At 55.7% G+C, this 26543-nt stretch carries 25 protein-coding genes and 1 tRNA gene; 3 read left to right on the forward strand and 23 right to left on the reverse strand.

All coding sequences use genetic code 11. The annotated features are described in order from the left end of the window. Window positions 1-182: 182 nt before the first annotated feature. Window positions 183-467: a YfcZ/YiiS family protein gene (locus ABFX35_RS15800; protein WP_279022711.1), complete on the reverse strand. Its 285-nt coding sequence runs from the start codon at window positions 465-467 to the stop codon at window positions 183-185. A 411-nt stretch (window positions 468-878) separates the two neighbouring features. Here ABFX35_RS15800 and fadL point away from each other — a divergent pair, with 411 nt between their 5' ends. Continuing rightward, window positions 879-2201 (forward strand): long-chain fatty acid transporter FadL, encoded by a 1323-nt coding sequence (gene fadL, locus ABFX35_RS15805; RefSeq protein ID WP_346082136.1) that lies wholly within the window; start codon window positions 879-881, stop codon window positions 2199-2201. Window positions 2202-2296: 95 nt separating this feature from the next. On the opposite strand, the gene mlaA is transcribed toward fadL, so the two are convergent. The 10 genes from mlaA to ccmA all read right to left on the reverse strand — a co-directional run bounded on the left by mlaA (window position 2297) and on the right by ccmA (window position 10148). Beyond that, window positions 2297-3055: a phospholipid-binding lipoprotein MlaA gene (gene mlaA, locus ABFX35_RS15810; protein WP_346082137.1), complete on the reverse strand. Its 759-nt coding sequence runs from the start codon at window positions 3053-3055 to the stop codon at window positions 2297-2299. 36 nt (window positions 3056-3091) lie between these two features. After that, window positions 3092-4303, reverse strand: a complete 1212-nt coding sequence (gene ccmI / locus ABFX35_RS15815) for a c-type cytochrome biogenesis protein CcmI (RefSeq protein WP_346082138.1) — start codon at window positions 4301-4303, stop codon at window positions 3092-3094. Beyond that, window positions 4303-4767: a cytochrome c-type biogenesis protein gene (locus tag ABFX35_RS15820; RefSeq protein ID WP_346082139.1), complete on the reverse strand. Its 465-nt coding sequence runs from the start codon at window positions 4765-4767 to the stop codon at window positions 4303-4305. Before ABFX35_RS15820 ends, ccmI begins: the two co-directional genes overlap by 1 nt. Then, window positions 4764-5315: a DsbE family thiol:disulfide interchange protein gene (locus ABFX35_RS15825; protein WP_346082140.1), complete on the reverse strand. Its 552-nt coding sequence runs from the start codon at window positions 5313-5315 to the stop codon at window positions 4764-4766. Before ABFX35_RS15825 ends, ABFX35_RS15820 begins: the two co-directional genes overlap by 4 nt. Beyond that, window positions 5312-7282, reverse strand: coding sequence for a heme lyase CcmF/NrfE family subunit (locus tag ABFX35_RS15830; protein ID WP_346082141.1), 1971 nt, complete (start codon window positions 7280-7282; stop codon window positions 5312-5314). The genes ABFX35_RS15825 and ABFX35_RS15830 overlap by 4 nt, the downstream gene beginning before the upstream one ends. Next, entirely contained in the window at window positions 7279-7770 is a 492-nt protein-coding gene (gene ccmE / locus ABFX35_RS15835; protein WP_346082142.1) for a cytochrome c maturation protein CcmE, read from the reverse strand. Before ccmE ends, ABFX35_RS15830 begins: the two co-directional genes overlap by 4 nt. Beyond that, a complete protein-coding gene (gene ccmD, locus ABFX35_RS15840) occupies window positions 7767-8003 on the reverse strand; it encodes a heme exporter protein CcmD (protein WP_095847916.1) in 237 nt (78 codons plus the stop codon). Before ccmD ends, ccmE begins: the two co-directional genes overlap by 4 nt. Beyond that, window positions 8000-8737, reverse strand: coding sequence for a heme ABC transporter permease (locus ABFX35_RS15845; RefSeq protein ID WP_095847915.1), 738 nt, complete (start codon window positions 8735-8737; stop codon window positions 8000-8002). The genes ccmD and ABFX35_RS15845 overlap by 4 nt, the downstream gene beginning before the upstream one ends. Before the next feature lie 119 nt (window positions 8738-8856). Further along, complete coding sequence (gene ccmB, locus ABFX35_RS15850; protein ID WP_346082143.1) at window positions 8857-9516, reverse strand: heme exporter protein CcmB; 660 nt, start codon at window positions 9514-9516, stop codon at window positions 8857-8859. Further along, window positions 9516-10148, reverse strand: a complete 633-nt coding sequence (gene ccmA, locus ABFX35_RS15855) for a cytochrome c biogenesis heme-transporting ATPase CcmA (RefSeq protein ID WP_346082144.1) — start codon at window positions 10146-10148, stop codon at window positions 9516-9518. The genes ccmB and ccmA overlap by 1 nt, the downstream gene beginning before the upstream one ends. Before the next feature lie 286 nt (window positions 10149-10434). On the opposite strand from ccmA, the gene ABFX35_RS15860 reads away from it, so the two are divergent. Together ABFX35_RS15860 and ABFX35_RS15865 are read left to right on the forward strand one after the other, a co-directional pair. Then, window positions 10435-11349: a formate/nitrite transporter family protein gene (locus tag ABFX35_RS15860; RefSeq protein ID WP_346082145.1), complete on the forward strand. Its 915-nt coding sequence runs from the start codon at window positions 10435-10437 to the stop codon at window positions 11347-11349. Window positions 11350-11475: 126 nt separating this feature from the next. Further along, window positions 11476-11550, forward strand: a tRNA-Arg gene (locus tag ABFX35_RS15865). Between the two features lie 160 nt (window positions 11551-11710). On the opposite strand, the gene ABFX35_RS15870 is transcribed toward ABFX35_RS15865, so the two are convergent. From ABFX35_RS15870 to ABFX35_RS15925, 12 genes are all read right to left on the reverse strand, one after another. Beyond that, a complete protein-coding gene (locus ABFX35_RS15870; protein WP_346082146.1) occupies window positions 11711-13063 on the reverse strand; it encodes a VasL domain-containing protein in 1353 nt (450 codons plus the stop codon). Window positions 13064-13102: 39 nt separating this feature from the next. After that, window positions 13103-13546: a type VI secretion system baseplate subunit TssE gene (tssE, locus tag ABFX35_RS15875; RefSeq protein WP_279022596.1), complete on the reverse strand. Its 444-nt coding sequence runs from the start codon at window positions 13544-13546 to the stop codon at window positions 13103-13105. A gap of 1 nt (window position 13547) precedes the next feature. After that, a complete protein-coding gene (gene tssJ, locus ABFX35_RS15880; protein WP_346082380.1) occupies window positions 13548-14084 on the reverse strand; it encodes a type VI secretion system lipoprotein TssJ in 537 nt (178 codons plus the stop codon). Further along, on the reverse strand, window positions 14065-15165 hold the full coding sequence (gene tssG, locus ABFX35_RS15885) for a type VI secretion system baseplate subunit TssG (protein WP_346082147.1): 1101 nt from the start codon (window positions 15163-15165) through the stop codon (window positions 14065-14067). Before tssG ends, tssJ begins: the two co-directional genes overlap by 20 nt. Beyond that, window positions 15120-16883 carry a type VI secretion system baseplate subunit TssF gene (gene tssF, locus ABFX35_RS15890; RefSeq protein WP_346082148.1) on the reverse strand — a complete coding sequence of 588 codons (1764 nt, stop codon included), beginning with the start codon at window positions 16881-16883 and terminating at the stop codon, window positions 15120-15122. The genes tssG and tssF overlap by 46 nt, the downstream gene beginning before the upstream one ends. Before the next feature lie 53 nt (window positions 16884-16936). Next, entirely contained in the window at window positions 16937-17311 is a 375-nt protein-coding gene (locus ABFX35_RS15895; RefSeq protein ID WP_279022592.1) for a hypothetical protein, read from the reverse strand. A 73-nt stretch (window positions 17312-17384) separates the two neighbouring features. Further along, entirely contained in the window at window positions 17385-18980 is a 1596-nt protein-coding gene (gene tssA / locus ABFX35_RS15900; protein WP_346082149.1) for a type VI secretion system protein TssA, read from the reverse strand. After that, window positions 18980-22165: an ImcF-related family protein gene (locus ABFX35_RS15905; protein WP_428832202.1), complete on the reverse strand. Its 3186-nt coding sequence runs from the start codon at window positions 22163-22165 to the stop codon at window positions 18980-18982. The genes tssA and ABFX35_RS15905 overlap by 1 nt, the downstream gene beginning before the upstream one ends. Window positions 22166-22425: 260 nt before the next feature. After that, window positions 22426-23535, reverse strand: a complete 1110-nt coding sequence (locus ABFX35_RS15910) for a hypothetical protein (protein WP_346082150.1) — start codon at window positions 23533-23535, stop codon at window positions 22426-22428. 2 nt (window positions 23536-23537) lie between these two features. Then, a complete protein-coding gene (locus ABFX35_RS15915; RefSeq protein WP_346082151.1) occupies window positions 23538-23798 on the reverse strand; it encodes a PAAR domain-containing protein in 261 nt (86 codons plus the stop codon). Between the two features lie 14 nt (window positions 23799-23812). Beyond that, window positions 23813-24808: a T6SS immunity protein Tli4 family protein gene (locus tag ABFX35_RS15920; RefSeq protein WP_346082382.1), complete on the reverse strand. Its 996-nt coding sequence runs from the start codon at window positions 24806-24808 to the stop codon at window positions 23813-23815. Window positions 24809-24926: 118 nt separating this feature from the next. Then, window positions 24927-26540, reverse strand: coding sequence for an alpha/beta hydrolase (locus ABFX35_RS15925; RefSeq protein ID WP_346082152.1), 1614 nt, complete (start codon window positions 26538-26540; stop codon window positions 24927-24929). Between the last annotated feature and the right edge of the window lie 3 nt (window positions 26541-26543).

The raw sequence follows: 26543 nt of genomic DNA on the forward strand, positions 1-26543 counted from the left end.
ACGTCAGCACCATGGGTAACAAGAAGAGGTCTGACCTGATCGAAGGTCATTGTTAACCAAATATTTACATTTGGCAAACCGGCAAAAGTGAAAACTGCGAGCGGGAGCAACTTTCTAACAGGGAGAGGGGGAGCGGGAAGGAAGATGCGCGGGCAGCCCGCGCATGGCAGTACGTGTCGCGCTTAACGCAGGCCGAGTTGGAAAATCAAGGTTTCAGCCTGGCAGGCAAAGGTGAAATCGACGTCGAGCTGCACGCCGCCGTCAACCGGCTTGACGCTGCTGTTAATCGCGCAGGGTTCTGATTCCACGGCGCGCGCTTTTTCAGACAGCGCCGCCAGGGTGGTTTCCGCCTCCTGCTGGTTGGCGAACACGCGGCTGTAGGAAGCGGTGCAATCGGTGTTGTCCATTACGGTGCCGACATCCACACAGCAGCATGCTGCGGTTTCCTGTGCACTGCATTTGTTAATTGCATCTGACATAGGGCTATCTCCTCACGCGGGGCGCCGGGCCCCGATTGCCAATAATGATCTGGCGCAAAAACACAAAAATCTGCTGATTATTTTACCCTCACCGCCGACTAATCACTAGCACTTACTTTCTTTGGGTGTTTTAAGTGATGGATATCACAAATAAAAATCAGCAGTTGCTATCAGAGGGTAGGAATTTTGTTATTTTGCGCATTTTTTTGTTAGGCGGATCTCCTTTTCAAGATCAAATCATTAAATTTATATAAACAAATTTGCAACATTACCGGGAGTCAACCCTATAATTCAGCAACTGGTCAGATTTGTTGGGATGCTTACGAACCCTACAATCCGCGCTCCTTTGTTACCCGGTGTAACAATAGCTATCATAATAAACACAATGAGGTTTTGGTCATGAGCCAGAAAAACCTGTTCACTAAATCAGCACTCGCAGTTGCAGTGGCGATGATGACTTCAAACGTATATGCCGCTGGGTTCCAGCTGAACGAGTTTTCCGCCGTTGGTTTGGGGCGCGCGTATTCTGGCGAAGGCGCAATGGCGGATACCGCCGCCTCGGCCAGCCGTAACCCGGCCACCATGATGATGTTCGATCGCCCGGTGTTCTCCATCGGCGCGATATTCATCGATCCGGACGTGGATATCTCCGGGCGTTCACCTTCAGGCGCCAGCCTGGATGCAAAAAATATCGCCCCCACCGCCTGGGTGCCAAACCTGCATTACATTCACCCGATCAACGATCAGTGGGCGGTGGGCGGTTCGATCACCAGCAACTACGGCCTGGCCACCGAGTTTAACAGCGGCTATGCCGCCGGCGCCTACGGCGGCACGACCGATCTGGAAACCCTGAACCTGAACCTGAGCGCCGCCTACCGCCTGAACCAACACCTTAGTTTTGGCCTGGGCTTTGATGCGGTGTATGCCCGCGCCAAAATCGAGCGCTACGCCGGCGATCTGCCACAGTTGGCGGTGGCCTCCGGCCAGGTGCCGGCGGCCTACGCCGGCGCAGTGGGCAGCCTGCCGGCAGATACCCAGATCGCCCATTTGAAAGGCGATAAATGGGGCTACGGCTGGAACGCCGGCATTCTGTACGAAGTGGACGATAACAACCGCTATGGCTTCACCTACCGTTCGGAAGTGAAAATTGACTTCGACGGCGATTACAGCAGCAGCCTGCCGCCGGCGCTGAACCAGATCACCCAGGCCATGGGGCTGCCGTACGGTACCGGCGGTAACACGATCCCCGGCTCGCTGACGCTGAATTTGCCGGAAATGTGGGAAGTGTCAGGTTATAACAAAGTGGCGCCCAAATGGGCGGTGCACTATAGCCTGGCCTACACCAGTTGGAGCCAGTTCCAGGAGTTGAAAGCTACCGGCAGTAACGGCCAGACGCTGTTCCAGAAACATGAAGGCTTCCGCGATGCCTACCGCATTGCTCTCGGCACCACCTACTACTACGACGATACCTGGACCTTCCGTACCGGTATCGCCTTCGATGACAGCCCGGTGCCGGCAGAAAACCGCTCCATTTCCATCCCGGATCAGGATCGCCTCTGGCTGAGCGCAGGCACCACCTATGCCATCAGTAAGGATGCTTCGGTAGACGTGGGCGTATCCTACATGCGCGGCCAGAAAGTCTCCATCACGGAAGGCCCCTATACCTTCCAGTCCAAAGGCCGGGCCTGGCTGTACGGCGCCAACTTCAACTACAGTTTCTGATCGCCAATGCTTGCCGCCCTGCAGTCTGGGGCTTAAGCCAAAAAAAGGGCGCTGTCACAGCGCCCTTTTTGTCCCTACAACCTGCCAGAATGGCGTTAGTTGGCTGAATCGATATCGTTCAGATCGCCCTGAATCGCCTTGGCGTTCGGGTTTTCTTCCGGCTTCAGCACGCCGCCGTTGGCAATAAAGTCATGACGTTGGAAGTAGGCTTCGCGCACCATCAGGTAAGGATCGGACGAATTGCGCAGCAGCCCATCGGAATCCAGCAACTGAGCGCGACTTTCGATACCTTCGACCACCCATTTCCCCGCCGACATCCAGAAGGTCAGATAGCTCAACACCGGATAGATGGTATCGGCATAGTCGCCGGCGTCTTCACGCAGGGTAAAGCTGCCGTAGCCCGGCAACATCACGTAGGGGCCGTAACCCACGCCGTAGTGGCCAAGCGTACTGCCGAAACGGTTGGGCTCTTCCCGCGCCAGTTTCGGGTTCGCCATGCCGGCCACGTCAATCAGGCCGCCCATCCCCAGAATGGTGTTCAGGAAGAAACGGTTGAAGTGGATCATCCCGCGATAGGGATCGCCTTTAAGGAAGGCGTTGACCATACTGGCCGGTTCTTCCAGGTTAGAGGTGAAATTGCTTAAACCGTTGCGCGCCGGCATCGGCACATAATCGCGCCACGCCACCGCAACCGGCCGCAGAACATAAGGATCCAACACGTTGTAGTTGAAATTAAACATCGTGCGGTTGAACCCTTCCAGAGGATCAGAACGCCCTTGTGGATCATTGGGAGTGCTGGCGCACCCCACAAGCAGCACTGAGGCAAAAACCAGCCCTGTCAGGCGAAAATTCATATTTTTCTCCATAAAAACGCACGTTCAGTTTCTCTTTCAGGGAAGTTGCTTATCTATCTGAACGTTAATCTGCCCTTTACCATTAAAGCCCTGCACGGCGCTTTCGCCAAACCACTCCCCTGGCTGCGGGGTGGCGAGGCCCGCCTGCGAAATACGGACGCGCACCTGCACCTGATGCTGGGCGGAAAGCAACCGTTCCGGCATCATGGCGTTACTGTCATCCAACGAAAACGACAGCGGGAAACGGCTTAAAGGTAACTGTTTTACCGCAACCGGCAACGAATTATTACCATCGGTGACCGAAATAACCAGCACGCCTTGCTGCGGCAGTGCCTTTTCAGCCTGCGGCGACAGCGCCACATTGACGACAAGTTTAACAGTTTCTCCGCCTGCCTGTATTTTTGCTTGTTCAATACTGCGCTTGACCATGTCGATACGGCGATCGCCGGCCGGCAACAGCGGCAGCATTTGCTGCCAGGCCGCTATTGCCTGCGGGTAGTCTCCCTGCTCAAAGGCATTAAACGCCAGCAGGCTGCGCGCTCGCAGATCGCTACTATCCTCTGCGACCCGTTTGCGCAGTAAAACGGCAGCCTGCCTGTTATCCTCTGGATCGTTGGAACGCGTCAAGACTTCCGCATAGCCCAGGCGCACTTCCGGATTATTCGGATCCAGCCGATAAGCATGGGCAAACGCCTGGGTCGCCGTTGTCGCATTGTTCAGCGCCACGCCGATCCGCCCCAACATCATCCAGTCGTTGATATTGCGATCGTCATGCTGCAATGCGGTACGCAGCCCCAACCCCAGCCGGGCGATCTCTTCCATATTCAACGGGGCGGCATGCTCATCGGTCAGGCGTTCACGCAGCGCTGGCAGCTCGGCGCTCACCTGCTGCCAGGCCAGCACCTGCGCCAGACCGCCGGTTTTAAGGTACAGCCCCACCGTAACCAGCAGCAGCAGCAGCACGCCCGGCGCCAGCGCCCAGCGGTTGATCGGCCGCGCCTGCTCCGCCTGTTGATTGGGAATGTCATGCAGCAGATTTTGCTGTAATTCTTGGATTAGCGCCGGGCGCTCGGCGACCACGCCCTGTTCTTCGTCCTGCGCCAGCTCTTGCAGGCGATCCTGATAAAACGCCTTGTTGAGTGCGTCACGGCTGGCGGCGCCATCCCGCGGGGCCTGCCGCAGCGCCGGCACCACCAGCAACAGCGCGGCGCCCACCAGCAGCGCGATCATTATCAGCCAAAAAGCCATTAGGGTTTCTTCCTGTCAGTGTCGTCCAGCAGCGCCGCCAAACGCTGCCGCTCCTGCTCGGAGATATCATCGTTATCGCTAGCGGCGCGGCGGCGGCTGCGTGTTATCACCACCGCGCCGCCGATCAGCACAAACAGCAGCGGCCCGAGCCACAAAACCAGCGTCGCCGGCGTCAGCGGCGGCTGATAGGTCACAAAGTTGCCGTAGCGGGCCACCATGTAATCAATGATCTGCTGTTTGCTCTGCCCTTGCATCATCAGTTCATAAACCTTGGTGCGCATATCCGCGGCGATGATGGCGTTGGAATCGGCAATGCTGTTGTTTTGGCATTTCGGGCAACGTAGCTGTTCCGTCAGCTCACGGTACTGCTGCTCTTGCTCCACCGATTTGAACTTATAGGTGTCAATCGCGGCGGCGGCGTTCCAACTTAACAGCGCGGCACATATCAGCACGACCAGCCTCATGCATCACCCCCGTATTTACGGTACAGCGGCAGCACTTCCTGCTGCCAGACGCGCTCGTTCAGATCGCCGGCGTGGCGATAGCGGATAATGCCCTGGCCGTCGATCAGGAAGGTTTCCGGCGCGCCGTATACGCCCAGATCCAGCCCCAACATGCCGTCGCCATCGTACAGGCTGAGCGCATATGGATTGCCCAAGGTGTTCAGCCAGGCGATCGCTTTGGCGCGATCGTCCTTGTAGTTAAGGCCCACCACGCGCACGCCTTTAACCGCCAGGCTATTTAAATACTCATGTTCCGCCCGGCAGGTTGGGCACCAGGTCGCCCAGACGTTAAGCAGTATCGGCTTGCCGTTGCGCAGCACCGCTTGGCTATAGGTCTTTCCTGGTTGATCGAGGGATTCCAGCGTGAACACCGGCACCGGTTTGCCGATCAATGCCGATTCCAGCAGGGTGGGATCCTCCCCGCCGGCATTACGCGTCAGCTGTACCAGAAACGCCGCCACCAGCAGCAAAAACAGCATCAATGGAATGAATAACAGTTTACGCTTCATGCTTGCTCCCCTGATGCGCCCCGGCGTTGCTGTTTGCGGCTCATGCGGTAGCGCGGATCTAAAATACACAGCAGGCCGCCAAGCGCCATCAACACCCCGCCGTACCAGATCCAACGTACAAAGGGTTTGTAATACAGGCGAACCGCCCAGGCGCCGTCATCCAGCTCTTCGCCCAACGCCGCGTACAAATCGCGCGCCAGATTGCCGTCGATGGCCGCTTCGGTCATCATGCTGCGCGCCACGTTGTAATAGCGTTTTTCAGCATGCAAGGTGGCTTCCGGCTTGCCGTTGCGCGTTACGTCGATAATGCCAACGCCGCCGGTATAGTTCGGCCCGCGGATCTCATGCACGTCGCGGAAGATAAAGTGATAATCATGAATATCCACGCTATCGCCAGCCTTCATGCGCACGTCGCGTTCAACGCTGTAGTTCTGGCTGAAGGCGATGCCGATCACCGTGACCGCCACGCCAAGGTGCCCCAGCACCATGCCCCAGTGGCTGCGCGACAGGTGGCGCAGGCCGCGCCAGAAGCTATGGCGGTGGGTGGCGCGTTCGTGCAGTTCCACCAGCGACAGAACGATCACCCAAAACGCCATCACCAGGCCCACCACCGTCATGCCGGCGATGCTGTCTTGCAACAGCCACGGCAACAGGATCGATAACGCCAGCGTCACCACCAGCGCCGCACCCAGGCGGCGCCACAGCGTGGCCGGATCGTCACGGCGCCAGCGCACCAGCGGCCCAATGCCCAGCAACAGCGCCAACGGCGCCATCAGCCAGGTGAACATGGTATTAAAGAACGGCTCACCGACGGAAATGCTGCCCAGGCCAAGCTGTTTATGCACCAGCGGCAGCAGCGTGCCAAGCAGCACCACCAGCATGGCGGCAACCAGCAGCACGTTGTTGCCCAACAGGAAAGTTTCACGCGAGAAGGTTTCATGCTGCACCCGGCTGCGCACCTGGCCGCCTTTTATCGCATACAGCAACAACGAACCCCCGATGACGATCACCAGATAAGCCAGAATAAACATGCCGCGCGCCGGATCGGAGGCGAACGAGTGCACGGAAACCAGCACCCCGGAGCGCACCAGGAAGGTGCCAAGCAGGCACAGCGAGAAAGCCGTGATCGCCAGCAACACCGTCCAGGCCTTAAAAGTGCCGCGCTTTTCGGTTACCGCCAGCGAGTGGATCAGTGCGGTGCCGACCAGCCACGGCATAAACGAGGCGTTTTCCACCGGATCCCAGAACCACCAGCCGCCCCAGCCCAGCTCATAATAGGCCCAGGCCGAACCCAACACGATGCCCAGCGTCAGGAACACCCAGGCGGCGGTGGTCCAGGGGCGCGACCAACGGGCCCAGGCGGTATCCAGCCGGCCGGCCATCAGGGAGGCGATGGCGAAGGCAAAGGCGACCGAGAACCCGACGTAGCCCATATACAGCAGCGGCGGGTGGAAGATCAGGCCGATATCCTGCAGCAGCGGATTCAGATCGCGCCCGTCAATCGGGAATGCCGGCAGCGTGCGGGTGAAGGGGTTGGAAGTCAGGATGATGAACAGCAAAAAACCGACGCTGATCATCCCCATCACCGCCAGCACGCGCGCCACCGCATCTTGCGGCATGCGGCGGCTGCACAGCGCGACGGCCAGCGACCAGCCGCTCAGCAGCAGCACCCATAGCAGCAGCGAACCTTCATGCGCCCCCCAGGTGGCGGCAATGCGGTAATACACCGGCAACTGGCTATTGGAGTTGGCCGCCACATACGCCACGGTGAAATCATTGGCGACAAACGCATACACCAGGCAGAGAAAGGCCAGCGCAATGGCCGCAAACATGCCGTAGGTGAGCGGGCGCGCGACGTTCATTATGCGCACGTCCTGACGCACCGCGCCCCACTGTGGGTAAATGCTCAGTAGCAGTGCCAGCGCCAACGCCAGACACAGCAGAAAACTGCCCAGCTCAGGCATCATGGCGTGTTCCCCTGTTGCGGGCTGCGATAGGCGGCGGCCGGGCCCTGGTGATTTTCTTTCATGGCGTCGGCCACCTCCGGCGGGGTGTAGTTTTCATCGTGTTTAGCCAGCACTTCACGCGCATTGACCACGTTACCTTCGCCCAGCACGCCCTGGGCCACCACGCCCTGCCCTTCGCGGAACAGATCCGGCAGAATGCCTTCATAGGTAACATCGATGGCGCCGCGGGCATCGTAGATTTTGAACGTGACCTTCAGGCTTTGCGGATCGCGCTTCACCGATCCCGGCATCACCATCCCGCCGATACGTAAGCGCTGGCCAACATAGGGTTTTTGATGGCTTTCGCCTTTGCCCTGCAGGATCTCGCCGGGGGTGTAGAACAGATCGATATTGCTGCGCAGCGCATACAGCACCAGCGTTGCCGTCAGCGCAACGCCGATCAAGACCACCAGCGCCAGATACAGGCGGCTTTTGCGGCGTGGGTTCACAATGATTTCTCCGGCTGATTGGCGGCCTGCGGCGCGGATTGGCGGGCATGGCGGATACGCTGTTCACGCGCCTGGCGGCGGCGAACTTCGGCCAGCAGTTGCCGGCGTTGCCACAGGGTGTGGCAAACCAGGCCCAGCAGTGGGATTAAGGTGGCGGCGACCGCCAGCCAAACGTAGAAGGCATAGCCGCCCATGGCGAAAAACGCCGCCCAGGAATCGAATGCGGCGCTCATGATTGGCGCTCCTTGTTAACCAACGCGGCAACCCACGGGCGGCGGCTTTCTTGCGATAAAATCAGGTTACGCAGGCGCATCAGCGTCAGCGTAATAAAAAACAGCAGGTAGCCGAGGATCGCCCAGCGCAGCGGCGTGCGCATACTCGGCGCAATGCTCTGCTGCATGTTGGTGGAGCCCTGGTGGAGCGTATTCCACCATTCGACAGAGAAATGGATAATGGGAATGTTGACCACCCCGACCAGCACCAAAATACCGGCTGCGCGCCCGGCCAGGCGACGATCGTCAAAGGCGTTATACAACGCAATGATGCCCATATAGAGGAACAGCAGCACCAGTTCCGAGGTGAGGCGGGCATCCCACACCCACCAGGTGCCCCACATCGGTTTGCCCCATGCCGAGCCGGTAACCAACGCGATAAAGGTAAACACCGCGCCCACCGGGGCCATCGCCGCCACCAGGGTATCGGACATTTTCATCTGCCACACCAGGCCGATGAACGCCGCAACCGCCATAGCGGCATAGACGCCCATTGACCACATTGCCGCCGGCACATGGATATACATGATGCGGAAACTGTCGCCCTGCTGATAATCCCTGGGGGCAAAGCCAAAGCCCCATGCCCAGCCCAGCAGCAGACATGCCGCCCCTGCCAGCCCCAGCCAGGGAACCCAGCGGCCACAGATGTGGTAAAGCCGCTCTGGCCGGGCAAATTGATGTAACCATTTCCACATTGTCGTCATTGCTCACATTAACATTAATACGGTAGGCCGCCCCGCCAGCCGGAGCGTGCAACCTTCATATGCGACGGAATACGCTCTTGGTGGCGTTAATCCATAATTGAATCAGTCTGTCAGTGCACGCTTACGCGCAAGGCCGCCGCAATAGCGAACGGCGCCAGGGTGGCGCTGCCTGCCAGCATCGCCCCCAGTAGCGCCAGGTAGCCATCAATCGCCATCCCGGTGGCCGCGGCATCGATCGCCGCGGTCGCGAAGATCAACACGGGGATGAACAGCGGCAGCACCAGCAGGCTCAGCAGCATTCCGCCCTTGCGCAGCCCGACCGTCAGCGCCACGCCGATCGCGCCAACCAGGCTTAACGTTGGCGTGCCTAACAGCAGGGTTAACGCCACCGCCAGCCAGGTATGCATATCCAGCGACAACAACAGCGCCACCAACGGGGAAAGCACCAACAACGGTAACCCAGTTACCACCCAGTGAGCGCATACTTTGCCCAATGCCGTTAGCGGCAGCGGCGCCGGCAACAGCAGCAACTGCTCCAGGGAGCCGTCGAGAAAATCATCGCGGAACAGGCGCTCCAGCGACAACAGCGCTGCCAGGAGCGCGGCAACCCAGATAATGCCCGGCGCGATCCGCGCCAACAGCTGTGGCTCAGGGCCGATCCCTAACGGGAACAGCGTGATGACAATCAGAAAGAACCACAGCGGATTAACAATCTCTGCCCCTTTACGGAAGGCGATTTTCAACTCACGGCGCAACACCAGCAAGAACATCAGACTGACTCCGCGAACGTTGCCGCCAGCCGGATTTTACCCACCGTTTGCGTGGCGCCCGCCAATGCCTGATGGGTGGTTAACACTACCATCCCACCCTGCCGGGCATGTTGCTCAAAAAGCGCAATCAATTCGGTAACGCCCTGTTTATCAATCGCCGTTAGCGGCTCGTCCAAAATCCACAGCGGGCAGGCGCTCAACCACAGCCGCGCCAGCGCGACGCGCCGTTGCTGGCCGGCAGAAAGCTGCACCACCGGTATATCTTCGTAGCCCACCAGCCCTACCTGCGCCAGGGCTTGCCAAATGCTTGGGGTATCGGGCCGCCGATGCACCGCCTGATAAAACTGCAGGTTTTCAAACGCAGTGAGCGTGGCCTTGATGCCCGGCTGGTGGCCGATAAACAGCAGTTCCTGATAATAGGCGGCACGGTTGCGCAACGTGTTTTTCCCGCGCCAGTGGACCTCGCCATGCTCTGGCCGCGCCAGCCCGGCCAGGATGCGCAGCAGGCTGGTTTTGCCGGCGCCATTCGCCCCTTCCACCTGAACAATGTCGCCAGGGTTAACTGAAAAGCTTAACCCGCTAAATAACGTGCGTTCGTCACGCACACAACTCAGGTTTTTGGCTTCCAGCATGGGGGAAAACTCAACGTTAATTTCAGGGAGAAGGAATCATAGCATAAGCAATTTGGCCGACGTAGCCTGCGGCACGGCCAAGCGCTACTCCGTTGGGGGTAATATTACGATTCAGATCAATTCTGCACGAAAAAACACGCAAATTAAAATTTTGTTACTTTTCATAAAGTTTAGCACAATGCCGGCCAGCAACTATGCTTAGCCTGTATTGGCTGTTACTGCGTGATTAATAAATGAATGCCCGTGGCTGATTGCTGAATGGGGCGAGATGTTTAGGGAGAGAAGTATGAATGATAACGTGCCACGCACGGGCAAGGGCATCGATGCGCTAAAAGTTGAAAGCAAAGAGCATGACGAAGGCAAAACGGATATCGAAATAAAAGAAGAGAACCTGCCCTCCCGCGCCGCCGCGGTGCATGAACAGATCCGCATGGAAGGAGAAAAAGAGCTGGAGCGCGACTGGCAGGCACTGCTGTGGTCTGCCGTCGCCGCCGGGATTTCGATGGCAGCTTCGCTGATGGGAAAAGGCATTTTTCACGCCCGCCTGCCCGATGACCCAAGCCGTTTCTTTATTGAAAACATCGGCTACACCTTTGGATTTGTTATCGTCATCATGGCGCGCCAACAGCTATTTACCGAGAACACGGTAACTGCAGTTTTGCCGGTGATGCACCGGCCGACGCCACGCAATGTGTTGATTCTCTCACGGCTTTGGGGGCTGGTGCTGGTGGGCAACCTGTTCGGCACCGCCCTGGCGGCGCTGGCGTTTATCCATATGCCGATTCTGGATGACGGGGTGCGCAAGGCGTTTGTCGCCCTGGCGGAAGAGGTGATGCATAACTCACCGACGCAAATGTTCGCCGACGGTATTCTTGCCGGCTGGATCATCGCGACCATGGTGTGGATGCTGCCCGCCGCCGGCGCGGCGAAAATTTGGGTGATCGTACTGATGGTTTATCTGATGGGGATTTGCAACCTTACCCACATTGTGGCGGGTTCGGCCGAGATCCTGTATCTGGTGTTTACCGGCGCACTGCCCTGGCAAGCCTTTTTCTACCCGTTCGCCATCCCAACGCTGGCAGGCAATATCATCGGCGGCACCTTTATTTTCGCCCTGCTGAGCCATGTGCAGATCCGCAACGATCTGCGCCACGCGGCCAGAGCGGCAGAAAAGCAGGCCGGAAAAGCGCAAAAACCGTAATCCCATGCGCTTGCAGCCGCCAAATCCGGGCCGATTGGCGAGGGAATAAGCAAACGCACTGCTAAACGCTTATTATGCCGGTAAAAAAAGGTATAATGCCCGCCAGCACGCTTTTGCTGCTGGCGTGTCCCCGTAGTTAAACGGATATAACAAGCCCCTCCTAAGGGCTAGTTACTGGTTCGATTCCAGTCGGGGACACCATTTTGCTGCCGCTACCTTGTGGCGAAGGCTGCTCACCACAGCAAAATCAATAACAACGGGCACGACTAATCCCCACACCTTTCGTGTTATTGCTCATCCTGATTCCGAAGTTAACCCTCGCGCATCACACACATTATCTGCCAGCAAGCGCTGCCGGTTTTCATGGCAACGGCGCGGACTGTTGCACTTCCTGAGTCTGCTGGGTAAAACCGGCCATCAGCTGTTTCAAGTGCAGTTCCGTCTGCGCGCGCAGAGCCGCCGATGCCGGGCTGTTCGCCGGCTGTGCGGCCAACTGGCGCAGTTGCTCCTCTACCGGCACCGTCCGGTTCAGGGCCTGAGTGATGGAAAAAACCTGCGATTTGAGTTCGCTGACCGTCATGTATTTCCCTTTCTTTTCATCCAGGCCGTTGAGACGATGGGCCAGCTGTTGCAACTGCGCCATACCCTGATGCCAACCGTCCAGGCTGGCGGGTAACGCCGCCGCAGCGGCCAGTTGCTGTTGCCACTGCCGGGTGAGAGCGGCCGTTTCCGGTTGGTTCGGCCAAAGGCGCTGAGCCTGGTGAACCAGCCCGCTCCCGTAATCCCAGAGCCAGGCCGGCGACAGCGTGGGAAGCAGTTCCAGTTGCCGTTGCGCCTGCGCCAACCATACCGGATCAAAACCCGGCGCGGTCTGCTGCATCGCTTTCAGGGCGTCATCAGGTAAGGCGGCAGGCAATGGCGCCACTGTGGCCATCAGCACTTTCTGCACCGGGTTTTCGGCCAGGCGGTGTGCGCCCCATAGGGCTGTAGCCCCAACGATCAACGTGACCAACACGCCAGCCGCAAACGGTTTCCAGGGTTTTACCGGCCGGGCGGGCGCCACGTTAATCCGCGGTTCCGGCGCCGGCTGCACCACGTATACCCACCTGGGCGACGCGGCCTGGGCATTTTCCCCAGGCATCACCGCGGTTGGCGCCAGAACGACGGGCGGTGAAGCCGCGGTGCCAGCATCGCTATTTTCCAGACGAACGGCGGCGGTGTGAAGCAACTGACGCAACACATCAAGCCCCGCCTGATGCCGCAATTCCAGGCGCTGCAGGGCTTCGCCAACGTTAGCAAGATGTTTTTCCGCCTGGTACAGCGCGCCCAGATCGGCGTAAATCAGCGTCATGGTACGCAGCTGTTGCTGCAGGCGTTTATTTAGCGAAAACAGGATCTCGATACGGGCATGTACCTGCTGCGGCCACAGGCTTCCCCATTGCCGGGTAATCAGTGCTTCCAGAATGGACAACCCTTCGTTCAGCCCCGTCAGCCCGGCAATCTGAGTGCGCGCCAGCGTATACCAGGCGGCAGTTTGAAGCTCAATGCCATTATGTTCAAACAGGCTGAGGCAGAGCTTTTCGGCATAATGCCAATTTACATCGGGGCGCGCAGGATGCACCAGTTTGTTCAGCTCGTCGCGCAGGAGGACGTAATCCGCAAACGTGCGCGGATCGCCGCCGGTTCTGAGATGGCGTTCGGATATGTGTGTCATGATGATTATGAGTGATGATTAAGGTGAGAAAAAAGACCGTTACAGCGCAGCTCGCGGGGCCAGATAGTGTTGCTGTTTCAGGTAGCGCAGCAATATCTTGCCCTCGGGCATAAATTCGGTGCCGTAGCGAACCAGGCCCAAACCTTTCAGTTCGGCCTCAATGGCATAGCGCAGCTCGCCGGGTTGTGTTTGCTCCAGCAGCACCACGTTGATTTCTTTCAGCCGCGGCTCGTATTTCAGCAAAACGGCGGACAGCGTGCTCATCAGTTGATGGCTGGTGCCAGGCATCCCCTGCAGAATTTTGGTCATATCCGGCAGACCATAATCCGGCAGATGCGCCAGCGTGCCGGCACGGCAATTGAGAATACGCTGCATATTGTCCAGCACCGACAGGATCACCTGGTTTTGTTCGCTGACCTGATGAAGATCCAGGCCGCCGGAGAAATTGCCGTAGAGTATTTCGTAGAGTGAAGGACGCGGCATTTTACTCATCCTTCACAGGTTTCAGCGCCAGGCTGTTATTAGCGGCCTCGATAATCCTGGCCTTATCCGGATCGAGCTCATCGCGGGCCAGCACGATGCGCCAGGTATTATTCACCAGGTCTGGCGAGATAAACATGCCCGCCACAGCCACATACCGAGTGCCCTCTTCCATCGGCATATCTACCGTCACTGCCCCGCCGGGGGTAAGGCGAACATCTTTTTCCGCCAGCCAATCCGCTTTAATAGCCTGGCTATCACTAGCAAACAGTGACGGATAATCCGTACTGTCAAAGGCCCTCCGATCCTTTAACTGATAGATACGAATCACCGTGGAGAGCGCAACACCACCAGCATTGCTGTTGACGGCCTCGCGGGCCTGAATATCAAGGTGCAGAGTCTTCACCTGCTTGTAAAATATGGATTTGGTCACGGCCACGGTACCATCCGTGACCTTCTGCGCTAGCCCACAGCCAACAAGCAGCAGAGTGACCCCGGATACCAGAATAAGTAATGGGGCCCTACCAGCGGTAATCGCCATGCTCATCGATCTCCCTTCGGTGAATATTCTCCTGAACGCGCTCGTAACGCCCCAGATTGATAATGATTGCCTTGTCTGCTTGCGTTTCGGCAGCCTTAAGCGGCCTCATCACCGCCGTGCGGCCCAATTGCCCGCCCGATGCCCCCGAAGCACTGCGCATCTGGGCATCGGGAAGCAGGCTTCTGCCGACACACAGTTGCAGGCGTACGTCCAGACGAGCGCCCAGATAAACATGCAGCAACGCCAACAGGTCCGTGTGCAAACTCCCTCCCGGCAGCCAACCCTGCACTTCTTGCCGGCTGGTCGTGGTCAGGCGCATCAGCACCTGGCTGTTAACATCGGTTGCGTAAGCCCCCATCACTGGGCGCCCCTTCAGACTAACCGGCTGACGCACGCTCATAGCCAACTGTTTTTTCAACGGCACCCTTCGCCGATCATGGTGCCAGATCTGCGCTCGGGTATACGGCGCCAGCAGGCTGACCAGCGACGCCATGCCTTCCGCAGTACGACCAGGTAACAGCATGACCGGCAACAGGGCCAGAAAGCGGGATGCAGGGGTGGCGATATTTTCCGCACAGCCATCAATCCCCAGCCCTGCCAACCCCAGCAGATACTGTGAGGTTTTGTCCTTTCCTCCGGCCTTGAACGTCGCCGGGTAAGAGTATTTACGCCAGATCCTGTAATACTGGGTAATCAGGCGATGATTGAAAATATCGAGAAAATCAGCGGTCGCCTCAACGCCTTCCCGCCGCTGGGTGATGTCATCGATATAGTGCGTCGGCAGCGGCGACTCCACGCCGTAGAGCCCCATAAAGGTAATACGTACCGTAGGCGGCAGGTGCGGGTGTTCAGCGGGCTCGAATGCTTTGATTTCGGACGCTGGAAATCCCATTCCAGGATGCGGACGGAAGCGCACCGGCTCATGACGTACCTGCCAGGTGCTGCCGGCCACCGGTTTATCCGGCTGGCTTTGCTCCAGCAACTGGCAGAAGCGATAAAAGTTAATGTACGGCAACCGGTCACCCAGTTGCGCTATCAACCGGGCAGGCGCTGACTGTGGTTCTCTTTCCACCGGATGCATTTTCCTTCTGGCTGAACGATGAGGGTGAGCTGATTAAACTGGTTCATGTCGGCATAAAGCGCGAAGAAACGGTTGAGCATTTCCCCGAATAAATGAATATCGCCTTCACCGGTGAAGCCGTTGCTGTCAAGGGCCACCTCTATATCCAGGCCCCGGAGCAGGAAACCACCCTCGAAGCGCTGAATACGATGATGCGCAACACGCTGGATAGCATCCAGCCGACGGGTGTTTAGTTCATCATCCTGCCAGTTATAAAGCGCCAGCGTTCCACGCAGCACTTCCGCGCTGCTCATCATATTAAGGAAGCCGGAACCCAGATGGCTCAGCACCCGCCAATGAAAACGGTCTTCGGCAGGCGGGTAAACCGGCAGCGTGGGCTTGCAGATATTTTTCACCGACAGCGGTGTCTGCACCACCTGTTCGCAGCGGTCCAGCAGCGTGCTTTGCAGCGCCCGGCGCGGCAACTGACCATTAGTGCCGGTGATACGTAATGACACCGTTTCTCGGGCAAAAGCGCGATCGTCCTCCCACTGATGCCCTCCGAGGATCAGCCAGGTATCATGCAGGCCGGTGACACTGCGCTTAACACGGGTGTGGTAGTAACGCGGTGGCGCCTGGCGACGCATCATCCCACCTTTGTGACGGAAACTGCTGAACGGCACATATTCGGCATCGCCGGTACGGCCAGAGCCCATCACGGCGTCGACGGAGTAAATTTCGGTATGCCCGTCCTGCAGCCGTTTGGGGCGTAATAAGTATTCGCTTTCAAGCCCCGTAATGGTGAGCGGATCTGCCTCCAGCGTGAACAGATTGATGACGGGTACACAATGCAAGCGAATGGCGGCATCCGTTACCGGCAGGTCTGACGGCCAAGGCTGGCTCAGTACCACGTCAATATCAAAGTACGCCACACCTGAGGGGATCGTAATGCCATCCAGCCCGTTGAGGTGGACAAACATAAACTTGTCCCGGAAGGTGAAATACTCCAGCAGCAGTTGGTAGCCACTGAACGCGGTGTCCCCTTTAGGCCACAGACCATCTTCTTCACGAAAGCCGCCCGGCGAGAAATACCCATCAAGGCGAATACGGTCGGTCTGCCCGGGCAGGCGCATGTACAGTGCCGCCTGGCGTTTCGTCAGCATCAGGTGCAGATGACTACTGACCGGTTCATCTGCGCCGAGATACAGGCTCAGACGGCTGAGGTCGGCATGCGACCAGTCAGCCTGACTGCTGCAAGCAAAGCGCATCCGCAACAACGAGCGGCCATCAGGCTCAGTGGTCATGGTGATGCCTGAGATGCTTAGCGGATTGAGCATCACATCCTGAGTGGTGCAGTAGCGGCAAACAGTGTTCTTCGGCCCCACCGGGCGGGAATACACTTCCAGACCCGCAGGCACGACTTCCGCCATTTTCATGGTATGGAGAGCCGGCGTGAGCGCTACTACAGAGAGCGACGGAATGGTGCGCAGGTAGTGTGGCCAGAGCATACTGACCAGCCCTTCAGTCAACTCCGGCAGGTCGTCGTCAATCTTTTCCCGCAGCCGCCCCATCGAGAAGGCGAAGCCTTCGAACAGACGTTCGACATACGGATCGGGTATACCTGCTTTATCCAGATCCAGCATAGCAGCCCGGTCAGGGTGGATCTGGGCAAATTCTTTGGCGGCTTCACGCAGGTAGCGCATTTCCGCGTCGTAATAACGCAGGGTTAAATCTTCCATGTTGTTCCAGACAGGTGAGTTTAAATAGAGAGGCTGGCCAGTGGCTGGACAGATTAATCATGAGAAGCCGTGGCCAGAACATTTCCATCGTTGTCACGGTAAATAGCACCACCATTTGCGTCGAGCAGGGTGACGCTGCCAATGATATTCCCGGACTGGTCCTTATATATTATTTGCTTACCGGCCTCTGCTGTGGATGTACCTGCCAGATGTCCGTACTTGTTGCGGTAAGTCGTGCTGCCATCCTTTTCCTTTATCGAGGTCCCGAGTATCTGTCCGGCTTCATTTGCATAAGTGGTTTTGCCCATTGAATCAGTGACTTCATCAATCCGGTGGAAACCGCCATTCAGATAAAACACAGAAAACCCGTCAAATGAATGCGCCAGGGGAACAAATAAAAAACAAACAGCCAGAAGATACTTAAACATAATGCGTATGCCTTTCTTTAGTCATGTTTTTGGGGTAATAGGGCAGATACTTCAGTTGCGCAGGGCATTTTCATTATCCACAGAGTATTGCCGCCCGCACCGGATCAACCGCTATCAGCCCAGCCAGTAGATGGTCCATCACCGGCGTGAGGCGTACTCTGTCGGCCTCGCTGCGCCCGGCTTTTATTCTGAGTAATTTCAGATGGCGGGCGTGCACTTCAAACAGCAGTTCAGGCTCCCATTCAGTGAGGGTGACCTCATCGGCCCGTTCGCCCAGCTCAGCGAACAGATGCACCGCCAGTTCATTTTTACCGTACTGCTCCGCGATACGCCCCATCAGCAGGCGCAGCAGCCACTGCTGTCGCACAGTGGTGATATCTGGGCGATTCTGTAACCAGCCCAGGGCTGCATCCGGGCCTTCGCTGTCAGCCAGCGCCACTGCTTCTGGCTCCAGTGCCAGAATGTCATCGTTACCGACAGCCATCGGGGTGGATGGCGTGTCATTGCTCCACCCGCCCGTCGTATCCAGCACACTCTGCTGGATCCAGTTCAGCGTCACTTCATCCGCAAACGGGGTGCCGTCACTGAACGCCAGCGTCTCCAGCCCGGACAGGCGGGACAACAGTCCCTTCAGGTCAGCGGCAACAATATCGGCCAGTGTCTCCTGGCCGGATTTCGTCAGAGCCTGGTGGATATACCATTGCAAATCCAGCCACAGATGGTTAGCGCCGCGGGAAAAGGTGCTGTCCGCCGTCTCCAGCATTTCAGCCCAGTTCTGTTGCAAGTACAGGCGCTTAAGCAGCGCACGCTGGTCCGCCCTTGGCGGCTCGATACGTGTGCGGCCCTGAGCATCCGGGGCCGGAATAGCCCGCAGGGTATCGTGGCGCAGACTTTTCATCAGGTGGTGTGCTGATAGCCAGCCATCGGGCTGTTCACGCAGGTATTCGGTAAGGGTGCGGGCCTGTGCCAATAAATCCTGACCGGACGTGATACGTCCAATTGACGGTGCATCACTGTGGCCGATCGTAGATTGCGGTTCGCTGCTGCTGGCGTTCTGCGGCACCACGGCATCCACACCGCCGGCTTTCTGTAGCCGGCTTTCCAGCGCACCGTACAGCGCACTGAGCTGAGGGCGGGTTTCCTCCGGCTCGCTCTCGGTGAGTTGTGCTATCAGCAACAGTGCGCCGGTGGTACGCACCGCCTCTTCTCTGACCACCTCCGGGTACAGGGACAGACTGTCGGTCATACGCGAGCCGGCCAACCACTCCAGCGCCGCCTTTCGGCTGCGGTCACGTTGCGGATGCAACTGTACGCCAAAACGCTCAAGAAGGCCTGCCAGCAGTTCGAGCCCTTCGGCCAGCCCCTGCTCACCTTCGCGGTGCAGCTTTGCCCAGCAGCAGTAAGTTGCCACACGGATATCTTTGGCGGTGGTGGTCAGTAACTTCTCTGCCAGCCGGCAGATGAGCTCCGTATCGGCTCCGGAGAGTTTGTTGACCTCTTCGCGCATCTGCTGGAAATCATCGTCATAAACAGGGTCCTCACCGGCGGGCGATGAACCGGAAAAAGGCTGCAGCCAGTTGTCCCACTGCGCCACACGTTCACGGGTGGCGGCAAGCAGTGATTCCTGTTCGACCTGGCAAGCACTGAGTAAGCCATTCGGGGTATTCATCAATACACCTCCTCTTCATCATTGCCCGCGCTGGCGACCGGGTCTGATGGTGTCGCCCCAGTCGTGCTGAAGATGATCTCCGGCAGGTGGAAATTACGCAACTTCAGCAGTGCCAGTGGCCCCTCACCGGCCTCAGTGCGCAGCGTATAATTGAGATTACGCCCGTCCTGCGCTTTCCAGCTCAGACTGTAACTGCTGCCGACACCCGGGTAGGCTCTCACCGCAGCCCTATCAAGCAGGCGTATCCAGCCCCAGGCGCCGGGAATATCCGCATACTGACGGGTACCCGCCTGCGTGCTAATCCAACTTAAGTAGGCACCCGGCGCTTCGGTATCCGCAGGCCACGTAAAGCGCTTCCACGCCGGCATCTGATTGACGTAAGTCAGCTTCTGGCTGTCAATAGTCATGTCGGTCTGAATCACACCGGCAGCAGTGCCCGGGCGCAGTTCGAAATGCATCCCAGCGTTGCCTTGCGTAAATGCAACGTCAGAGAGCTGGCTCAGAATGTTAATGGCCTTCAGGAAGGCTGGATTAAAGGTCAACCCCTGTGAATTAATGCTGTCCGGCACCCAATGACTACCTTCCCGGTGCAGCACGCCTTTGAGCCGCGTCTGCAGGAATTGTGCAATACGGCCCGAATCGGCATTCAGGTATTTCGCCAGTAAAGGTAGGGAGACATCACTGCTGGAGTCACTGAACGGATAGCGCCCGCCAAAGGCGCTGTTCCACTCACTGACTACTGCCTGCTGCCACTGGGCATTAAGACTGTCCGCCGCCGGAGTCAGCACCTGCTGCCAGGCCTGCTCCATCGGCTGTACAAACACCGTCCGGCCAAAGCCACTCCATTCCTGGCCAAGGCCTGCGGCTATCAGGCTGCCATAATCGCGGGTTTCGGTCAGATCCACAGTTTTACCCTGGAACACCGTCTGGGCCAGCACTTGGGCCATCGCCTGCGGGTCAGCCGCGTTGGTGACCTGTTGCAGGCGAAGACGCACCTGGGTGACACGAGTCAGATATGCCTGCAGATTTTGTGCCTGCCCTGCGGTTTGGTTCCTGTCCATCAATGCCAGTACCGGACTGAAGGTCGCATCCAGCGGGCCATGAGCTCCCACTTGCTGGTCTATGGCGTCTTTGTTTTCTCCGCTCAGCAGGTTTTTCGCTGATTTCACCAGCGAGTCGGATATCGCCCCCCCGGTCTGGCCGGTACGGCCTTGAACGTTCAGGGTGTTCATCAGCGCGACCAGTGGTGACTGACGCACATCGGCCATCAGAGTTAACTGGTCAATAGAATCCGGCAAGGTGGCGGCACGGTGCCAGCGCAGGCTGTTAAGAAACGCCAGCCACGCCCCGCCGAAATCGGCAAAGTAGCGCTCCGTCAGCCGCTTTTTCAACGCTTCCGGGGAGGTTTCATCCTGTATTTTTGCCTGACGCTTGCTGTCAGTGAGCACCCAGTCGAGTTCGTCCCGACGCGCATTCACCACTTTCTCGATGGCTGGCTGTACCGCCTGCTCCCAGGCCTGGCGGGTGAACATCCCCGGCACAATTTCGGTGGTGCTGAACAGACGGGACACGTCGGTATCGCCGGTCATGTCTTCGAGGCGCATATCGACATACAGCTGTGCCACCTGAGAGAGCATCTTCTGATACAGGGTCGATTCGCTGTTACGCATCCCCATCAGGCGAACCAACAGGGAACGCGCCTGGCTGACCATGCTCTCATCAGCAGGTAACTTCCACTGCGGATGGGCCGCCAGCTGCGCACCGTAAAACGACAGCAGTGACGGTGCCATGCCCTGCCAAACACCGTCTTTCACACCGTCGCGCTTCGGCCAGTTATGCAGCAGCGCAGAACTGAACCAGGCGGCGTCCATATGTTCTGGGCGAGTCAGCATCAGGTAGAGCTTGAGCTGGTCATAGGTGGTTTTTGCTATCTGCTCACGCAGCGGGCTGCCCGGCGGCAGCGCATTAAAGGCGCTGACCTGCCTCTGCAGATGATCCGCGGCCGCATCACGCAACAGAGGCAACGCACTGTCCTGATAACGGGGCCAGAGTGCGGCCAGCAGAGCGTTATTCTGGCTCAACCCGGCCTGCGCATACCATGGCACACCATGCTCTGAACGGTACTGCAGGCGGGCCAGGGTTTTCTGCAGTTCAGACAGCGCGTGCAGGCGCTGTTCCAGTGGCTGATTTTGCCGGTCGGCCATCGCGGCCTGTGCATTCGCGCTGTCAATCTGGCTGCGGTTGGTCACATACGCGATGCCCATCCACGCAGCCCATCCCACCATCGCCAGGGCGACAACAAAAGCCATCACCTTGCGCCATGGAATACCCGGTTTGTGCGGGCGCAGTCCGGCAGGAAGCATCCGGACAGACTCTGGCAGAATATCCCAGCGCTTATCCATACCCCAGTGATGTTGCACGGCACGTTCAGCACCAGTAGAAGGCTGACTGAACACCACACCGGCCAGCGGCAGCGGGCGGTACGGATTGAGCATCACCGACAGCGGTGCGGTCACGCTCTCCGGTTCGCGGATGAGCTGGTCAGCCAGGGCAAGCAAAAAGTTGTGTTTCACATCATTACAGGTCTGTTGCAGACCCTGCGAGGTCAGTTCAGGCGTCAGGGCAGACAACTGCTCTATTAGCCCCTCTGTACGACAGCCGGCAGGCAACAGACAGCCTGTTGCCTGCGCAATCCGCCCTTCCTGCTTACCGGCTCGGGGATGCAGGGACCAGATATACAGCGGGAGTTTCCAGCCCAGCGCATCCATGCGCTCGCTGATGGCATGAGATAGGGAGTCCATGGTGCTTTCAGAAGGCACCGGCAATGGGCGTTCCTGGCCGGGGGCGGACAGTTGGTCGAAAGCCGAGGTTACCCACACCAGGCCATCGATCGGCCGGCGACGCAGCTTACGCAGTGCCGTCAGCCAGGCGTTGTCGGCTGGCGAGTTGAGGTCACCGCCCCACAACAGCAGCGTGCCACGATCTTCCTGCCAGAGCTGGCCGGTGAGACCAGGAGTCAGTTGCTCCACATCAGCGGCGGTACCGGTTATCAGCAGGATGCGGATTTTGCGGAACCACAATGAACCATAAGTGGATCTAAGCTGTTGCCGCAAATCCCTGAGTGGCGGAAAGCTGGAGGAATCAGCCTTTTTATTGACAGGCTGATTATCTTTACGATCATTCATATTTTCAGGACTGTAAATGAACTGTGCTTTCTTCTGCTTTCTCTGTAACCAGAATGGTGAAGCAATGACACACAGTAATAACGCTGAAAATACGCCTCCCCAAATAAACCAGGCTTTACGTACTGTGATGCCATTATCAACAATTCGGTCCTGATTAAAAAACAATAATAATGCACATATCCCGGCAAGACCAATAATCAATATGATATAACCAGCGATACTGTAACGCATTTCAACTTCCGTCGTAGATTTCCCTTCCATCATAAAAATAGTTCCCTGGTAATCAGACAAAGTGAATATGCATTTTCCTTCTGCCGGGAAATAAGTAGTTGAATTTCACCGGTATGGACGGCGGCGTCAGCTATCAGTGCAACCGAAACGGGAAATGATAGTGGCCCGTAGGGACCGAAGGAGTGATCAAGCAAATAGCAGGGTAGTTTCGCCGGTAACTGCCATTGCTGTTCTCCGGCATACTGAATAATACTCATCCGATCATCATTATCAGTTCCTGTCAGCCAGATATGGTGTAAACCTGCATTGTTCAGCCTGTTGTATTCATTCAGTATATCCAGCGCACAAGTTAATGAATCAGAAGATAAAAACCGCCCCAAACCGGCCATGACAGGCAGTGCATGTTTTGAAGCGAACGAAACCGATGTGATGATTTGCCCAGTGATAAATTCACTGTATTTTTTGCCGTTATCAGTAAACCAGTCCTGGATGCAAAGCAGCAAAGTCAGCCTGTCCTGTTCGGGATCTGACTGGATGTCATCAACTGAATTAATATATTCCGGATACAGGTCCCATTGTTTATAAACTGCCTGTTCGATCGATACCCACTGACTCGAATCAGGAATAAGAACTTTTACTGAATATAAAAAATGACGGTACCCCGGACACTGTATCTCCATCCGGGAATCAATGTATTCCAGCCGGTTACCCAGCCCAACAAGAACAGTGTGTAATGGCCGGGCCCTGCACGGGTATGCAGGTATATTAGCATAATCCCCCAGGAGGGAGATAATGCCGTCTTTTTCCGGCGTCAGAGCAACATTCCCCACGATAACCCATTGCCACATACACCAGCGCTGCCAGATTAATTTCGTCCGCTCAGACTCCTTATTCCACAATAGGGTATCATTAACTGATTTTTCATAGCGATGCCAGATAACACCAAAGAAACACAACCAGACGAAAAATGCAGGCAACACACCATACAGAATCATCTGTCCGTAACTAGTAACCCTGGAGAAAAATAACGCCAGCAATCCTCCCGCAACCAGCGTAAGGAAAAGAATAACGCCCCATCTTCTGTATTTCGGGCGAGGGTACGGTTGTTTCTCCGGGATGTCAGGAACAGGCCATTGCATATTTATGACTCAATACTGTTTTCGGGATGAGAACTGATAACGCGGCAGCCACACTCACAAAGACAAGAATCCACAACGACAGACACGCCTTCCTCTGATGCCGTGGGATCACCTTCAGTAATACGGTTTACTTCATGAACCGGACAGGACACAAGGTCACCGACCAAGGCAACCTGAATACCATTAATAAACAGAGTGGAGGATGCTGAAATGACTTTACCGCCGTGTGTCGTGGCATCACCCAGGCAAACTAATGCTGGCATAAATTTTACCCTTATTAAAAAGCATTCGGACGTAAGCGAACAGTATGGGTAATAGCGTCCCAGAAGGTAATGATCTCCTCCTGTGTATAAGGTGTGGGATTTCGACTGATATTACCTAGATCCAAGGTTAGCCCAGGTAACTTATAGCTGGCTATTTTTTCATTAATATACAGACCAAAACTATACCTGGATTCATTGTTCGATGGTTCAGGAGCCATCATCAGAATTTCTTCAGCATGCAGTCCATTAATATCAAAAGAACCCTTCCTGACAATATACCCATGCATTCTGGATAAGTCTCTGGAAATATCTCCCGCCCGCTCCAGCACACTATCACGCCCTTTAGTAAAATTATCCATATTTAGAGAAACCTTCAATCCCCAGGCCACATCACTGGTATAATTACGGTAAATATCTTCCTGCCCCTGTGCATATTTATCAGCGGCAATAAACGCATCAGCAATACAGCTTCCTGGCGTGGTCGGAATTTCACCCTCCTGTCTGCCGGTAATTCTGAAAAGCAGACTATTCATCCTATCTATATCCCGTGGAATAAAATTTCTGATTGGGTCACCGTCTCGGTCTTTTTCATAACGGGGAGAAGAATTATTAACGCTCACTTTTTGTAGTTTAATAGCGACACCATTAGTATAGAGATAACCTTCAAGTGTCCTCATGGCATCATTTGTTCCTGAATCTACGTTTCGCTCAAATATTACACCTTTCATCCCATTCGATAGTACCCAGACTTTTTTTAGATAGGGTTTGTTCAGTGGATTAATAACAATTCCCTGAGCAATCTCTTTTTCTCGTCGCTGAATAAACTGTTCAAATGCAGGGGAGTACATGCGTTTTGTTGTGATATATGTCTTACGTGAGTCATCTGGCATACTGACATTTGCAACCCAGTGGTTATCTTCTAACTGCTGAGAGCTCCGGTATGGGGTAAATGATGCCGGCAGGTCAATTAAGTAACGACCAACACAACGGGTTCTCATTTCTTTCAGCATTTCTTTCACATTAGCCTCCTGCCGGGACGTCAGTGTTTCTTTCGGGGGATAAGGGCGATTATACCACCAGACAATTGTTCCGGTAGCAATAATTACACACAAAACAATACGGAATTTTTTATTCATCCGCATAGGCCAGCCCTGTTTCTTTTATTTCCTGCGCTATCTTCAGAACTGCCCGAAGGGTGAACCTACGTGAATCCATTGACTCATCGTCTTTATAAGCCCCTTCATGATCTACACTCAAACCAATCTGAGATTTCAGCCCCGGAGCGTTAAAAACAGCACCGCGTACCGGAACCGTACCATCGCCATCTGCGTCCGGAGGTAAGAGCGTAAATTTCTTATACAAATGAGCATCTTCATCAGTCATTAGCCCGGCTATTCTAGTCGTTTTATTATTAACTTCCGGAGGATAAAAGATAACACCATCACTGGTTATTTTCTGGTTGTCGCTATCTTTATATTTTACCCCACTGACACCTTTCCAGTTAATTGTGCTATAAGAAGGAAACTTACTTCCGTTATTACCATAAAACATCCACGTATTTTTATGATAATGAGTTCGCAAATCTTCAATACCGGGTTTGACATAATTAGTTATCAAGTCTTTATAAATATCCCAATCATCATCAAATTGATTCTTATCCATTTCTTTATTCTCAGGGTTAATAAATCGCTCTTCACATAACCCCCACCATGCCCTGCGTTCCAGATAGATTTCCTTATAGGGATCACTCTTCGGCAACGATACCATCCCGTCAATACGGAGCCAGTGTGGCCCGTAAGCGAAACCCGGTAACAGCTGTAACGGCCCGGGAGACTGTGCCAGCACAGCCGTCATTTCGGCACCGTTACTGCCAATCACCCAACCTGTCCTTCCTGCTTCCCCGGTTTTCATTCGTTTATAGGCCATCGGTGAACCGGAATCCGGCATTACCCCGTGAACAATCCCCAGAATATCTTTATTTCCACCCTGTAATTCAGAACAACAACGTGCAACCAGTCCGCCCATGGAATGGGTCACTAGGATGATCTTCTCACATTTATACCCCATGGACTGATAATCCTGAATTGTTTTTTCTATCCTTTTTTTTATTATTTCGGCTGAAACCAAATTGGACTGGAGCCAGTTATAACCCATAGCATGAACGGGGAATAAATACTTATAACTTAACGCCACCTCACTGTCGGTCAGGCTGGACTCGCCTTTTTCCGCATTCAGATTCATATCCATTAATTCTTCACGGAGCGTCTTCTTACCGTTGTTTGACATTTTATTAACGATCATGCTGTCATGATCATTTAATGCATCCTGTAACCAAGGCAAAAACGTGCCATAGCTCATGGCGGCCACTTCACCCCACCCCCGATCCTGACGGGATTTAAACATCACCCGTTCTTTTGCTCCTTCAGGTTCAATATTTCCACCATTAAAAACGGAAGTACTATCCGGGTTAAGGATTTTCTTTCTCTGATCTGCGTTTTTTCCGATCCAGGTCAATAAATCCCACGAAGTCGTACTGTTTGCCAGCCATACAGCGTCCCCATTTTCATTCTTTAAATTACTGCCCATCACTCCGGGGAGAAAAATAACGGGTATGACTCGCTCAGGCCGTTTATATATTTTGGCCACGACATTTTTGTCTTTTCTGTCCGTGACTACAGGGTAATATGGCAAAGGGCCTTCTCCATAGACAGGCTCAATGATTATTTCATTATTTTCACTCATATT

The sequence above is a fragment of the Gibbsiella dentisursi genome (assembly GCF_039539505.1).
GTDB classification, from domain to species: Bacteria; Pseudomonadota; Gammaproteobacteria; order Enterobacterales; family Enterobacteriaceae; genus Gibbsiella; species Gibbsiella quercinecans.